The sequence below is a fragment of the Sporosarcina aquimarina genome, from assembly GCF_023715615.1.
Lineage (GTDB): Bacteria > Bacillota > Bacilli > Bacillales_A > Planococcaceae > Sporosarcina > Sporosarcina aquimarina_A.
The window spans coordinates 161,961-176,424 of sequence record NZ_JAMBOM010000006.1 but is presented as its reverse complement, the minus strand read 5'-3'; the positions used below and the strand labels follow the sequence as shown (position 1 = coordinate 176,424).

Here is a 14,464-nt window from a genome sequence, read left to right as displayed (position 1 = left end):
TTCATTTAACAGATGAAGGATTTGTAGTTTCTCTTCAACGGAATGGTTACTTCTGGCCATAAAAAATACTCCCCTTAGGTCAACAGATTTTATTTTTTAATCTGTCTACCTTATGGGGAGCATATCAAAGCTCTCAGGGCGTACGTTTTTTTACTTTTTCTTCTTTTTAGGGGATGTCGTTTTTTGGCCGCTGACAGTTTTAGCATTCCCTTCGATCAGCTTTCCACCATGCCATACTTTTTGAACCGGCTTATATCCCTTTGCAAGCTTTCGGTAATCCCGTTCTTCTGGATAGGATAATAATGTCAGTACCTCTCCGTTAGAGCCTGCACGTCCCGTTCTGCCGGATCTGTGTACGTATTGCTCAACGGTGTGTGGAACATTGACATGGATTACGTGAGTGAGTCCATCGATGTCCAATCCACGGGCTGCTAGGTCGGTTGCAATGAGGATTCGGATATCCCCCTTACGGAACTTATCCAACGTATCTTGACGCTCAAATTTGTTCATATCTGAATAGAGTACTGCTACAGGCGCGCCTTCATATTGGAGTTTCATCTCTTTCATTCGCAACTGATCCACATTGTTAATGAATGCTAATGCTCGAAGACCTTGAATATGGGACAACCCACGTAACAAATCTGTCTTGTCCCGCGCTTCCGTTTTAACGTAGGAGTGAACGACTTTTCCTGATTCAGGCATTTCTTCTGCAGTCACCTTTAAACGCACTGGATCATTCATGAATCGGATGGCGACATCTTTAATGTCTTCTGTAATTGTTGCTGACACAACAGCTACTTGACGTGTAGAATGGGCAGATTCAATCATATTTTTCACCGCTACACGATTTTCTCGAGACAACAATTGATCGCCTTCATCGAGAACTATATGACGGATTTCTCCCATTTTCAGTTTTTTATTTTTAATCAATTCGACAAGACGCCCTGGTGTTCCAACAACAATTGTAGGCTTCTTTTTCAACTTTTCAATTTGACGTTGCATATTTGCACCGCCAATTAGTTGCGTAACCGTAATTTGAGTCCCAGCAATCCATTCCCGAATAACATTTACAATTTGCATGGATAATTCTTGAGATGGTGTCATGATAAGAACTTGAGTTTGCTGTTTCGAACTATCGACTAATTCAAGTAGTGGCAGCACATAAGCAAGTGTTTTCCCAGAACCTGTTGGAGATTCCGCAACAACATCACGACCATCCAACATTTCTGGAATCATTTGTTCCTGTATCGGCATTGCATTTTCAAATTTCCATTTTTCTTTAACTTGTTGACTCATTCCTTCTAAAAAGGACATTTTCATCCCCACTTTCGCTCTCTTCCTCTCAGTTTACCACAGTTTGTTATCTGCTTGCTTATTTCTTCTGTGCTTCTCTCAACCCACGACGTACTTGTGTCTGTTGTTCAAAAGCAAATGCGTACCCAAGTAAAGAATGTTCAGAATATGCAGGACCTGTAAATGTTAAACCGAATGGCTCACCTGTACGTGCTACTCCAGCTGGCACTGTTATAGCTGGATACCCAGCAGCTGCTTCAAAACTACAGCCATGATCTTGAGGGAACGCTAAGATATCGACACCATTTTGTTTAAGAGCTTTTCCCAGTGCTATTTTCCTTGCCAAGTGACGATTGCGCAGTAGCGCCTCGATATAAGTTTTTTCGATTAGTGTACCAGTTCGTTCATTTATTTGTTTGAGCAGTTCTTGTCCATATCGTAATGTCTCTTCAGGATGCTTGTTGTTGAAACTAATTATATCCTCGATTGATCGAATCGGATTGGTTATAGGTGTTTTGCCTAAATAATGATTAAGCGCTGCTTTACACTCATGTAAAAGAACATTGTAGCCTAAATCACTTTCTTTTGTGCCTAAATCGATATCTGGAATGATAGTTGCACCAAGTTGCTCTAATATTGTTAACGAGTCTTTAAATAATTGCATTCGTTCAGGGGATACTTCGTTTCTAAATATTGAACTTGCGATACCAATACGGATTCCTTTCAGTGATTCTTTTTTTAAGTAGTCCATCCTATTCATAGAATCATACTTTTGCGAGTAGATGGTTATCGGATCTTCTGGATCTTGTCCAAGTAATGCCTCAAAGAGGATTGCAGCATCGGTTACTGTACGTGTCATCGGCCCAGCTGTATCCTGTGTTATTGATAATGGTATTATGCCATTTCGACTGATCGCCCCAATCGTCGGCTTCAGACCTACGATACCATTTTGTGAAGAAGGGTGAATAATCGATCCCGTTGTTTCAGTGCCAATCGCAGCAACTGCTAAATTAGTCCCAACGGCTACTGCAGACCCTGAACTCGACCCCCCAACTTCGAACTGACCGTAAGGATTGATCACTTGACCTCCTCTAGAACTCCAACCGTTTGGCATATCTGCGGACATAAAATTTGCCCACTCTGTCATGTTGGTTTTTCCTAGTAAGATGGCTCCTGCTCTTCTAAGCTGTTTAACAAGAAAAGCATCCTGTGGTGCATAGTAATTTTCCAATGCTAAACTGCCTGCACTCGTATGCATAGCGTCTCCTGTATCTATATTATCTTTTAGTAAAATTGGAATTCCATGTAACATAGAACGTTTACCTGATGTCCTTCTTTCAAAATCGAGTGTCTGTGCTATTTGCAAGGCATGAGGATTTAACTCAAGTATCGCATTGGTGATTTGTCCTTCTCTAGATATACGATCCATGTAAAATAAAACTAATTCTTCAGAGCTGAGCGTCTCATCTTCAAGTGCTCGTTGAATCTCAGTAATAGTCGCTTCATTCACCCATTCAAGTCTACTACGAATTGATTGACTATCGTTCATGTCCATTCCTCTCTTCACTAATAGAGTGGTAAAACAAAGCCGGCTAAGGAATATTTCCTCAACCGGCTATTGCCATTATATGTGCTTATAATATTCTTTCATTAATATAAGTAATGGTAGCTCATAGAGCTGTTTTCCTTCAATCTTGAAAATCCCTCTCCCCACTAATCTTTGGATGATGTCCTCACGCTTCACATCCATTTTTGTTTCTTCAATTTTCAACATGGTGCTAGTTCCTCCTTGAAACGGATCTCGTATTTTATTATTCCTTTTTTCATCCAAATATAAACCTTTTCAAGCATGCTTCCTTATAGGCTATCTGTTGTATACCAAAGTGTTTTCCATGTAATATAAGGTTAGGACTATTAGGAACGACAATTCCATCGAGATTTAGGAGGATACAATGAACACAAAAAAACTTCCGTTCTTGCCAATCATAGTTGGTACAGATATGAACGCATACAACATGGCGATATCTTTTCATGAAGCCTACCATATCAATCCTGTATTGATTGGAAAAGAGCCGTTATCATTTACTCAACTTAGTACAATTCCCTATAAAATCGAGCTCAATACAGAGCTATCTGATGAAAATAAGTTTGCTGAAATTCTAATTGGAATTGCTGCAAAATATAAAGCAGCTGGGCGCGAACTATTGCTAGTAGGTACGAATGATTTATATGTCCGACTCATCATTGAACATGCCGATCAGCTAAGAGAGCATTTTACTTTCAATTATATCGACCGTGAGCTTATGGATAATTTACAGATTAAATCCCATTTTTATAAGTTGTGCAAAGAACATGGTATTGATACTCCATTAACATTCTTCTACGATTGCAAAGTAGATGGACAATTCAAGGAAGACATGAATTATCCTGTAATTGTAAAACCGAGTGATACTGTTGTTTATAACCAAAACAAGTTTGCCGGACAGCAAAAAGTGTACAAAGTGAATTCTCTAGTTGAATTAAACAAGGTCATTGAAACGATAAAGAAAAGTGGATACAACGAAGAGCTGATTATTCAAGATTTCATCCCAGGTGATGATACATATATGTGGGATTCCGTTATTTATTCAAATTCAGCTGGACAAACGCAGCTCGTTACGTTTGCACAAGTTGTTTTGCAGGAACATACTGTGACTGCAATCGGTAACTATACAGCCGTGATTACGAGATACAACGAAGAAATGATGTACAAGTTAAAAAACTTTTTAGAGGCTGTGGGCTATAAGGGCTTTGCAAACTTCGACCTAAAATACGACCCTCGTGATAAGAAATTCAAAGTATTTGAAGTGAATATTCGACAAGGACGTTCTAGTTATTATACAACTGCACTTGGACATAATATGGCGAGCTATTTTGTGGATGATTTGATTTACAACAAGCCAAAGCCACTTGTATTGCTCAACAAGCCATTCCTGTTCACGGTAGTTCCTAAGATAGTGCTGAAGAAGTTTGTAACAAACAAAGCTGTTAAAAGAGACATTAAACGTCTTTTGAAACAGAAGCAGTATGTAAATCCGCTGTTCTACAAAGGGGACAAGCATTTAAAGCGGAAGCTTTATTTGTTCCTGAGACAAGTGAATTATTATAAAAAGTATAAGAATAATAATTGGTGACAACTAAAAAAGCGACAAGAGCGTTAGACTGCTCTTGTCGCTTTTTATTGTGTTTTATTCTCCGAGGTCTACGTTGTGATAGACTTGTTGAACGTCTTCGAGGTCTTCAATTGCGTCAATCATCTTTTCGAATTGCTCTACTGAAGCCGCGTCAAGTTCCACATCATTTTGGGCAAGCATTGTCAATTCAGCGACTGTGAAATCAGTGATTCCTTCCGCTTTAAACGCTTCTTGAACTTCGTGGAAAGCTGTCGGGTCCGCGTAAACTAGTACTTGCCCGTCTTCTTCGTTAATGTCATTGACATCCACATCGTGTTCCATCATCAATTCAAGAACGTCATCTGCTGACTTCCCTTCTATTCCGAAGACAGCAGTGTGATCGAACATGTAGGCAACTGAACCACTTACACCCATGTTGCCTCCATTTTTACCGAACGCTGCACGTACTTCTGAAGCCGTACGATTGACGTTGTTCGTTAACGCATCGACGATTACCATAGAGCCATTTGGTCCGAATCCTTCATAGCGAAGCTCATCGTAGCTTTCTTCGCCGCCACCTTTAGCTTTTTCAATTGCACGTTCAATAATTGTTTTCGGAACACTATATGTTTTTGCACGTTCTAAAACGATTTTAAGAGCTTGGTTCGATTCTGGATCCGGCTCCCCTTGCTTTGCTGCTACATATATTTCGCGACCGAACTTTGCATAGATCCGGCTCGTGTTGGCATCTTTTGACGCTTTCTTCTCTTTAATATTGTTCCACTTACGGCCCATTTTGACCACTCACTTTCTGTTTGGATGAATCAGAGTAGAAAATCCTTTTCTTAGTATATCATGACTAAATTCATTGCGGAAAGGAAAAAACGTTGAACATGCAACACTTGCTAGTTTCAGATAAGTGTGGCAAAGTAATAAGTGAACTTTATACAATTTCATCACTGACAATATGTAGGGGGACCGGATATCGGTTGAGATGCATGCGAAATGCAGACCCTTTGAACCTGATCTGGGTAACGCCAGCGGAGGGAACATATTCATTTTATAATGATTATGTGACGCGCACTTCCGAAAACGGGAGTGTGCGTTTTTTGTTGCAGTGTGAAACTCCAGGAGGGGGATTTCATTGAAACGAATACTCACTATTCTATTTTCTGCATCGCTTCTTACAGCCTGCGGCGCAGACAAAGAACCAAATTCGTCAAGCGGTGTCGACAAAGAAGCCACCCAAAAAGTCCATTTCGCACTCGATTGGACGCCCAATACGAATCATACTGGTTTGTATGTAGCACAAGAAAAAGGTTATTTTAAAGATGCAGGACTCGACGTGGAAATCATGCTACCAGGTGAGGCAGGTGCCGATCAGCTCGTCGCTTCAGGTAAAGCAGATTTTGGAATTGGAGCACAGGAAGCACTCACGGAAGCACGTGCAGCAGGGATTCCACTTGTTTCGATTGCTGCGATTATCCAACACAATACGTCTGGATTTGCTTCCTTAAAAGAGGCAGGCATAGAATCACCGAAAGACTTTGAAGGAAAAAATTATGGCGGTTGGGGTGCTCCTATCGAACAAGCTGTTGTAGAATCTCTGATGGAAAAAGATAAAGGTGATAGTAGTAAAGTAAAATATATCAACATGGGCTCTTCTGATTTCTTCACGGCGATTCAACGTGATATCGATCTTGCCTGGGTATACTATGGCTGGACAGGCATTGAAGCCGAACAGCGTGGAATGGAACTGAACATGCAATATTTGAAGGACTACTCTGAGAAACTGGATTACTATACGCCCATCATCACGACCAATGAAAAACTCATTGCAAAAGATCCTGAAAAAGTGAAAGCATTTGTGGCTGCCACCGTCAAAGGATATCAGTTTGCAATTGAACATCCAGAAGAAGCTGCAGATATCTTAATAAAAGCAGTCCCTGATTTAGATCCAGAGCTTGTCAAAAAAAGTCAGCAATGGCTTTCCCCTAAATATCAGGAGGACGCACCTCGCTTTGGTGAACAACGGCTGAAAACTTGGGAAAATTACGCAGAGTGGATGGATGAGAACAACTTGCTTGAAGGCGATTTTAACGCAAAAGACGCGTTCACAAACGAGTTTTTACCAAACTAAGGAGGAACTAAAAATGGCTAATGCACTTGTTAGTATTCAAATAATCCCAAAGACCCCAAATGGCGAAGACGTCATTCCATATGTAGATGCGGCGATTGAAGTGATCGAGCAATCTGGTGTTCCTTATCGAGTCGCTCCCCTTGAAACGACGATGGAAGGCGAACTTGGGAACTTGCTTGGCATCATTGAAAAAATGAACACTCGCATGACGGAATTAGGAGCTCCCAGTGTCATTTCCCAAGTGAAAATCTACAGCAATCCTCAAGGTGCTTCTATGGAAAAGCTAACGGAGAAGTACAGATGAAATCAGCAGTAAATAAAGGATGGCGGCCGCTTCTGGTCCTCATCCTTTTACTCGTTATTTGGGAAAGTGCTGCTCGGCTTTTTAATATACCCGATTGGTTACTTCCTTTACCTAGTCAAATTGCTGCAGAGGCATTCACAGGCTATTCCTTGTATACCTCTCACATTATGTCCACAGTCACACTTTCAGCAACTGGCTATCTCGTGGGCATCATTGTAGGAATTGTTGTTGCCATTCTATTATTTCGGATTCCATTTCTTCAGCAAGCCTTTTATCCGCTCTTAATTTTATCGCAAAACATTCCAGTGATTGTACTTGCCCCACTTCTCGTCATATGGTTCGGGTTCGGAATGCTACCGAAAGTCATCGTCATCGTTCTCGTCTGTTTTTTCCCGGTGACGATTGCGGCACTGGATGGATTCAGGCAAACGGATCGAGACATGTTGTACTATTTGAAGATGATTGGCGCGAGCAATCGGCAGATTTTCTGGAAATTGCAATGGCCACATTCATTGCCTTCCCTGTTTTCAGGACTAAAAATCGCAGCAACCTACAGCGTAATGGGGGCAGTCATTTCTGAATGGCTCGGTGCTAACAAAGGAATTGGTGTGTATATGACACTCGCTTCTTCTTCGTTCAAAACAGATCGTGTCTTTGTTGCCATTGTTCTGATCATGATTTTAAGTTTACTGTATTTCGCAATCATTTTGGCAGTCGAAAAAAGCGTGCTTCGTTGGCGTAGTCAAGGAGGGAATGAATCGGATGGGTCGACTCACTCTTGAAAGCTTATCCAAATCATACGGCTCAAATCATGTGCTTCAAGACATTACATTGTCCGTGAAAGAAGGTGAATTCGTCTCTATTGTGGGACCTTCAGGTAGCGGAAAAAGTACGATTTTCCAGCTGATTGGTGGGCTTTACACGCCCGACTCTGGGACAATTTCTCTTGACGGTTCTGTTCTGAATAACTCCCGTGGACATATTAGTTATATGCCACAAAGTCCAGCACTTTTTCCTTGGAGGACCGTTTTACAAAATGTGGAGTTAAGTGCGGAAATCGCTGGCACCAAACAAAACCGTACTAAAACGCTAGAACTCATAAAAAGTGCAGGTTTGTCAGGTTACGAAGATGCCTATCCTAATGAACTTTCCGGGGGGATGAAACAACGCGTATCCTTCATCCGTAGCTTAAACGCCCCACAATCGATAATTTGTTTGGACGAACCTTTTTCGGCGCTAGATGAATTCACGCGACTTGAAATGCAGCAGTGGCTTTTATCTATTTGGGAAACGTACAAAAAGTCGATTTTGTTCATTACGCACGATATTGACGAAGCTCTGTTTCTATCAGATCGAATTATTGTCCTTTCCGACAAACCTGCCATCGTAAAAAAAGAAATCACTGTTCCGTTTGCTAGACCACGATCTGAGGAATTGTTGATGAGTGACCCATTCCTCATTCTAAAACGGGAAATTTATAATCTGTTACGTGGATAGCTCGATGGGATTCTCTTACAGGTTTAACACCCCCCTCAAGATGGGAAAAGAGGGGTATAACTTCTTTTAAGGAGCGAAGAATATGAAAATTACCAAAGTCGTAAAGACAGCTGTTAAATGGGGACCAATCATTCTACCGGTCGTTATGAAATTCGTTAATAATAAAAAACAAGGTGATAAAATTCCTAACCGAAAAAGATAAAAGAGGGAAAGCCATATGGCCTCCCCTCTTCTTTATACTGAACTTGGAACGAGTTCTTTTTTTGTACCACATACAATCGCATGTACTTCAGAGCCGTCCAATGTTTCCTTTGTATACAATTCATTGACCAAATGCTCGAACTGGCTAGCATGTCCACGGATTAATTCTTCAGTACGCTCAACCGCGACAGTAAAGAGTTCTTGCATCTTGACTTCTTTTTCAGTCTTACTGAATGTCAATGTGAACCCCTCTTGAAGTAACCCAGTGTCAACCATCCGTTCAATAATATCTTTTGCCTGTTGAACGTCCCCACTTACACCAATACTGTGTTCTCCCAAGTAGATGCGCTCTGCAATACCTCCGCCAAGAATCATACTAACTTGGTCAAGAAGTTCACTTGCAGTTTGCAAATGTAACTCTTTTTGAATGGGAGCTACATATCCAAGCGCTTGCCCTCTAGGGATAATTGTCGCTTTTCGAACTGAATGTGGTTTAGTAATGGCCGCAATTAATGCGTGACCAGATTCATGAATTGCAACACGGCGTTTTGTCAACGGATCGTTCATGCTCCTAGACGCATTGCCAAGAATGGTCCGGTCTATCGCAAAATCCATATCGCTCGTGTCGATTTCAGCTCGCCCTTCTCGAATCGCTCGTTTACTTGCCGTTGTAAAAAGTGCACTTATTTGTGCACCTGAAAAGCCGGATGTACTTTCTGCCAACATGTCCAGTGACGCAGACACGTTAGGTGCCAAAGCCTTCCCTTTCGTATGGATGTCCATAATCTCTCGACGCCCTTGTGTATCGGGAAGAGGAACTTGGAAGGAATAATCGATTCGTCCTGGGCGCAAAAAGGCTTCATCCAACATATCTTTCCGATTCGTAGCCGCAATGAAAAGTACTCCTTCATTATCAGCGCCACCGTCTAGTTGAACAAGAAGTTCAGTCAACGTCTTCTCAGACTCTTCTCCGCCATGCGCTTTCCGTTTTCCAGCAAGTGCATCCACTTCGTCAATGAAAATTACAGCCTTCTCCTGCTTTCGTGCATTTTGGAACATAGTACGAATTCGAGATGCTCCCACGCCGACAAAAAGTTCAGTGAATGCAGCACCACTTGAGGAATAGAACGAAGCACCGATTTCATGTGCAATTGCTTGAGCTAATAATGTTTTACCAGTTCCAGGAGGTCCTTCAAGCAAGATTCCTTTCGGTGCTTTCACCCCAAGTGCTTCCGATCGTTTCGGGTCTTTAATGATATCTAGTGTTTGGTGTATCTCATCTTTCATCTCTTGTGATAGTCCACCGATATCATTCAAGGTAATGTCAGGTAGAGGTGTTTCTTTCGATGCGCTATGTTTCATAGAAGCTGCGCCAACACCCAGTTTTCCTTTTTGTTGAAGGATGAGAAACGTAAGAAGCGCAGCGATCAGTAATCCCGCAATTAAGTAGCTAGATGTATTTCCACCTGAATACGTATACGAAACGTTATATGTCTTCACAAGCTGTTCTGCAAGCTCACTTTCCGGGCGTACCTTTGTTACATATAGATCATTCGCTGTTTTTAAGTACAGAGATCCTGATGAGGTTTCTTTTAACGACGCTCCATCTGCTACTGCAAGCTTTTGCTCTAACGATGGATATGACAGTGGAGTTGCGCGATGAGCATCACTCGTTATCCATAACAGAAAAGATGCTGTGCCAATGACTAGGAGGGACAGGACGATAAATGTTTTTGAAGTAAACGATTTGAATGACTTCAAATTCCCCAGCTCCTTAATTAAGATATCTCCATTATAGGGAGTCTTTTTATAAAAAGACACTAAGTTATCTTACTATTTTTTGTCTATCTCGTGAACGATATATTGCACAAATGATAGGATACAACAAAGTTTCCATACTAAATATCCTTTAACAAAAATACATAAAACTATTGGAAAAAGCCATATTAACGATGTACCCCACAACTACAACTAGGGAGGTTTTACTATCAACAAAGATGTCAAAAAAGGTGCAAACGGAAACTTACAATCACTTTCCACTGCAGAAGAAAAATCGAACAAAACCATTAAAAAAATGAAAGAAGAAATTTCACTAGAGTTATCTGAGCTCGGAAATCTAAAACCAAAACACGAACCGATGACACCCAACCAACGGGACAAATCAGAAAGGGAACGATCCTATTGATTGAGTAAGTAAAAAAGAAACCAGCGCCAGAGATTTACAGGCGCTGGTTTTATTTATGAACGCATAGGTAATCAGATGCAAAGAAATAAAGCTAACTTACTTCAACAACAGCTCCAACCTCATACTGCAGGATTCGATGAGAACTGACTATTGTAGAGGTCTGCATAGAAGCCATCTGCTTCCAACAACTCGTCGTGCGTGCCTTGTTCAATTACACGTCCTTCATCCATCACCAAAATAAGATTAGCATCTCTAATAGTTGAAAGCCTGTGCGCAATGACAAAGCTCGTACGCCCTTCCATTAACCGATTCATTGCTTGCTGGATGAGTAACTCTGTTCGCGTATCCACACTAGAGGTCGCTTCATCCAAAATCATTATCGATGGATTCGCTAGGACAGCTCGAGCAATTGTAATAAGCTGTTTTTGTCCTTGAGAAATATTGGATACCCCTTCGTTTAGAATCGTGTCATAGCCTTCAGGAAGAGTTCGGATGAAGTGATCCGCTCGCGCAGCTATCGCAGCTTCTATAATCTCTCCTTCTGTTGCTTCCTTCTTGCCATACGCGATGTTTTCTCTAATCGTACCATTAAATAGCCAAGTATCTTGCAGAACCATTCCAAACGTTGTACGTAGATCCGTTCTAGACATTTCTCGTGTATTAATCCCATCAATCTTAATAGCGCCACCATTCAACTCATAGAAACGCATCAGCAAGTTAATGAGTGTGGTTTTACCAGCACCTGTCGGACCGACAATTGCTACAGTTTGACCAGGTTGTACATGGACGTTCATGTCTTCTATTAATAGCTGATCCCCATATCCGAAATCAACATGTTCGAACTCAACTTCCCCTTTTGCTTCTTTCAAAACGGCAGTCGTAACATCGGGGATTTCTTCTTCTTCATCCAACAATTCAAACACACGCTCAGCTGCTGCCACGGTGGACTGAATGATATTAGCGATGTTAGCGGTTTGCATAATCGGTTGTGTAAACTGTCGAGTATACGTGATGAACGCTTGAATATCACCAATTGAGATGGCACGTTGTGTTACAAGAATTCCACCTACAATACATATGAGCACATATCCGAGATTCCCAATTAGTGACATCATCGGCATAATGATTCCAGAGATAAATTGTGCTCGACGCCCTGCATCATATAACTCCTCATTCACTTCAACAAATTCTTCAATCGCCTTTTTTTCGTGTCCAAACACTTTTACCACTTGATGGCCAGTATACATTTCCTCAATGTGACCATTCAGTTGCCCTAATGTGCGCTGTTGCTTTGCAAAATACGTTTGGGAACGCTTGATGAGTGGTCGAATGACAAAAATAGAAAGAGGTAGACTGACAAGAGCAATCAATGTCAACCATGGACTAATCGTTAGCATCATCACAAGTATACCGACCAACGTAATAATCGATGTGATGAATTGCGTAATACTTTGTTGTAACGTACTTCCAATCGTGTCAATATCATTTGTTACACGACTCAATGTGTCGCCGACAGGATGTCCATCGAAATATTTGAGCGGTAGCTTTTCCAGTTTTTGATTCACATCTTCCCGTAAATCATAGACTGTTTTTTGCGACACACTCGACATGATGAACTGTTGTAAGTAAGTAAACACACTACTGAAAACGTATAGGCCAACTAACAGAAGTAGGATTTTACCGAGCACATCAAAGTGAATCATCGCTCCAGGAACACCTGTCAGTTTTCCATATGCGCCTGTAAAGATTTCTGTAATAGCATTCCCCATTATTTTTGGACCTGCAATACTAAATAGCGTACTAAGGATCGCTGCGATGAACACAGCAATTAATTGATTGCTACGGGGCTTTAAATATCCGAGCAGACGGCGTAACGTTCCTTTGAAGTCCTTCGCCTTTTTCCCGGCCATCATCATGTTGCCTCCGCCTGGGCCTCCGCCATGTGCGGGTTGTTGTCTCTTCTCATTCATGCGATTTCCTCCTCTGCAAGTTGAGATTCGACGATTTCTCGATATACGTCATTCGTTTCAAGCAGCTCTTTGTGTGTCCCGACACCAGCGAGTTGTCCGCGATCCAATACAAGAATTTGATCGGCATCGATGACTGTACTTACACGTTGGGCAACAATCACAACTGTCGCTTCCTTCGTTTCCTCTTTTAAAGCTGAGCGTAATTTAGCATCCGTTTTATAGTCGAGCGCTGAGAAACTATCATCAAATATATAAATATCTGGCTTCCGAATGAGGGCTCGTGCAATGGATAACCGTTGCTTCTGTCCACCTGACACGTTCGATCCCCCTTGTGTAATTTCTGACTCGTATCCTTTTTCCATTTTCCGAACAAATTCTTCCGCCTGTGCAATACGTGCTGCATGTTCAATTTCTTCTTTTGTTGCATCCTCTTTACCGAATCGGATATTCTCTGCAATTGTTCCTGAGAACAGTGTCGCTTTTTGAGGTACAAAGCCAATCTTCGAACGAATCTCTTCTTGAGAAGATTCTTTACTATTGACTCCGTTGACATAAATCGATCCACTGGTTACATCGTAAAACCGTGGAATCAAATTGATCAATGTTGTTTTACCAGCACCGGTCCCCCCAATGATTGCTGTCACTTCTCCCGCTTTTGCTATAAAACTAATGTCCGACAATGCGGGTTCATCCGCACCTGGATAATAGAATGACACATGGTCGAATTCCAATGTTCCCGGTTCTTTATCCGCTTTCAAAACTCCTTCATCCAAGAAAGTCGGCTCCATTTCAAGTACTTCGTTAATTCGTTTCGCTGATACTGCTGCACGCGGGATCATAATGAACATCATAGAAGCTGTCACTAGTGAGAACATGATCATCATGACATATTGGATATATGCCATTAAATCACCAATTTGCATTCCCCCACTGTCAATGCGCATTCCACCGAACCAAATGATTCCTACCACAGTCAAGTTCATGACGAGCATCATCGTCGGCAGCATGAATGCCATCAATTTGTTTACCTTAATAGAGACATCCGTTAACTCCTTATTCGCTTTTTGAAGACGCTGTTGCTCTTCTTTCTCACGATTGAATGTACGAACTACGTGGATTCCCGTTAAGTTTTCCCGGAAAACCAAGTTGAGACGATCCAGTCTCTTTTGTACGGTTTGGAATAACGGAACTCCTTTTTTTAAGATCAGCACGATTGTCAAAATAAGTACTGGCATGATTGCTACGATAACAAGAGACAATTTCGCATCTTTCGAAAGGGCCATAATCAGACCACCGACTAACATTATCGGCGCACTGATGACCATCCGGAGCATCATAATGACCACTTGTTGAATTTGCGTAATATCATTCGTCGTTCTAGTAATCAAAGACGCTGTTCCGAGCTTGTCAAACTCTTGTAATGAAAAGCTTTCAACATGACGGAATACTTTCTGTCGAATGTCCCGCCCCATTCCGAGCGCCGCTTTTGATGAAAAATAACTAGCAACAATCGCTGCCAGCGCGCTTACTGCAGTGACACCGATCATAGCAGCACCGATTTTCCAAATATATGGGATATCTCCAACGACTACCCCTTTATCGATAATGTCCGCCATCAGCGTCGGAAGGAACAAATCCGCCATAGATTGAACGAAAACCATTCCAACAATTGCTACAACGAACCACTTATATACAGATAAATTTCTTAATAATTTTATCATT

Annotated in this window: 13 protein-coding genes and 1 riboswitch; of the genes, 6 read left to right on the top strand and 7 right to left on the bottom strand. The window is 41.5% G+C overall.

All coding sequences use genetic code 11. The features are described from left to right. Positions 1 to 150 precede the first annotated feature (150 nt). From M3197_RS14275 to M3197_RS14265, 3 genes are all read right to left on the bottom strand, one after another. Positions 151 to 1,314 carry a DEAD/DEAH box helicase gene (locus M3197_RS14275; protein WP_251662253.1) on the bottom strand — a complete coding sequence of 388 codons (1,164 nt, stop codon included), beginning with the start codon at positions 1,312 to 1,314 and terminating at the stop codon, positions 151 to 153. A gap of 58 nt (positions 1,315 to 1,372) precedes the next feature. Beyond that, the gene (locus tag M3197_RS14270; RefSeq protein WP_251662252.1) at positions 1,373 to 2,842 is read right to left on the bottom strand and encodes an amidase family protein; all 1,470 of its coding nucleotides are present in this window, start codon (positions 2,840 to 2,842) and stop codon (positions 1,373 to 1,375) included. Between the two features lie 75 nt (positions 2,843 to 2,917). Then, positions 2,918 to 3,067: a Fur-regulated basic protein FbpA gene (locus M3197_RS14265; RefSeq protein WP_251662251.1), complete on the bottom strand. Its 150-nt coding sequence runs from the start codon at positions 3,065 to 3,067 to the stop codon at positions 2,918 to 2,920. 178 nt (positions 3,068 to 3,245) lie between these two features. On the opposite strand from M3197_RS14265, the gene M3197_RS14260 reads away from it, so the two are divergent. Beyond that, on the top strand, positions 3,246 to 4,466 hold the full coding sequence (locus tag M3197_RS14260) for a carboxylate--amine ligase (RefSeq protein WP_251662250.1): 1,221 nt from the start codon (positions 3,246 to 3,248) through the stop codon (positions 4,464 to 4,466). A gap of 54 nt (positions 4,467 to 4,520) precedes the next feature. On the opposite strand, the gene M3197_RS14255 is transcribed toward M3197_RS14260, so the two are convergent. Further along, entirely contained in the window at positions 4,521 to 5,240 is a 720-nt protein-coding gene (locus tag M3197_RS14255; RefSeq protein WP_251662249.1) for a YebC/PmpR family DNA-binding transcriptional regulator, read from the bottom strand. Positions 5,241 to 5,406: 166 nt separating this feature from the next. Continuing rightward, positions 5,407 to 5,511: riboswitch (TPP riboswitch) on the top strand. Between the two features lie 78 nt (positions 5,512 to 5,589). On the opposite strand from M3197_RS14255, the gene M3197_RS14250 reads away from it, so the two are divergent. The 5 genes from M3197_RS14250 to M3197_RS17540 all read left to right on the top strand — a co-directional run bounded on the left by M3197_RS14250 (position 5,590) and on the right by M3197_RS17540 (position 8,588). Further along, complete coding sequence (locus M3197_RS14250; RefSeq protein WP_251662248.1) at positions 5,590 to 6,585, top strand: ABC transporter substrate-binding protein; 996 nt, start codon at positions 5,590 to 5,592, stop codon at positions 6,583 to 6,585. Positions 6,586 to 6,598: 13 nt separating this feature from the next. After that, a complete protein-coding gene (locus M3197_RS14245) occupies positions 6,599 to 6,889 on the top strand; it encodes a thiamine-binding protein (RefSeq protein WP_251662247.1) in 291 nt (96 codons plus the stop codon). Next, positions 6,886 to 7,671 carry an ABC transporter permease gene (locus M3197_RS14240; RefSeq protein WP_251662246.1) on the top strand — a complete coding sequence of 262 codons (786 nt, stop codon included), beginning with the start codon at positions 6,886 to 6,888 and terminating at the stop codon, positions 7,669 to 7,671. Before M3197_RS14245 ends, M3197_RS14240 begins: the two co-directional genes overlap by 4 nt. After that, positions 7,652 to 8,386, top strand: a complete 735-nt coding sequence (locus tag M3197_RS14235; protein WP_251662245.1) for an ABC transporter ATP-binding protein — start codon at positions 7,652 to 7,654, stop codon at positions 8,384 to 8,386. Before M3197_RS14240 ends, M3197_RS14235 begins: the two co-directional genes overlap by 20 nt. Before the next feature lie 82 nt (positions 8,387 to 8,468). Continuing rightward, on the top strand, positions 8,469 to 8,588 hold the full coding sequence (locus tag M3197_RS17540) for a hypothetical protein (protein ID WP_490723210.1): 120 nt from the start codon (positions 8,469 to 8,471) through the stop codon (positions 8,586 to 8,588). Positions 8,589 to 8,620: 32 nt separating this feature from the next. On the opposite strand, the gene M3197_RS14230 is transcribed toward M3197_RS17540, so the two are convergent. From M3197_RS14230 to M3197_RS14220, 3 genes are all read right to left on the bottom strand, one after another. After that, positions 8,621 to 10,348: an AAA family ATPase gene (locus M3197_RS14230; RefSeq protein ID WP_251662244.1), complete on the bottom strand. Its 1,728-nt coding sequence runs from the start codon at positions 10,346 to 10,348 to the stop codon at positions 8,621 to 8,623. 543 nt (positions 10,349 to 10,891) lie between these two features. Beyond that, positions 10,892 to 12,742 (bottom strand): ABC transporter ATP-binding protein, encoded by a 1,851-nt coding sequence (locus M3197_RS14225; protein ID WP_285851378.1) that lies wholly within the window; start codon positions 12,740 to 12,742, stop codon positions 10,892 to 10,894. After that, on the bottom strand, positions 12,739 to 14,463 hold the full coding sequence (locus M3197_RS14220) for an ABC transporter ATP-binding protein (protein ID WP_251662243.1): 1,725 nt from the start codon (positions 14,461 to 14,463) through the stop codon (positions 12,739 to 12,741). The genes M3197_RS14225 and M3197_RS14220 overlap by 4 nt, the downstream gene beginning before the upstream one ends. Position 14,464 lies beyond the last annotated feature (1 nt).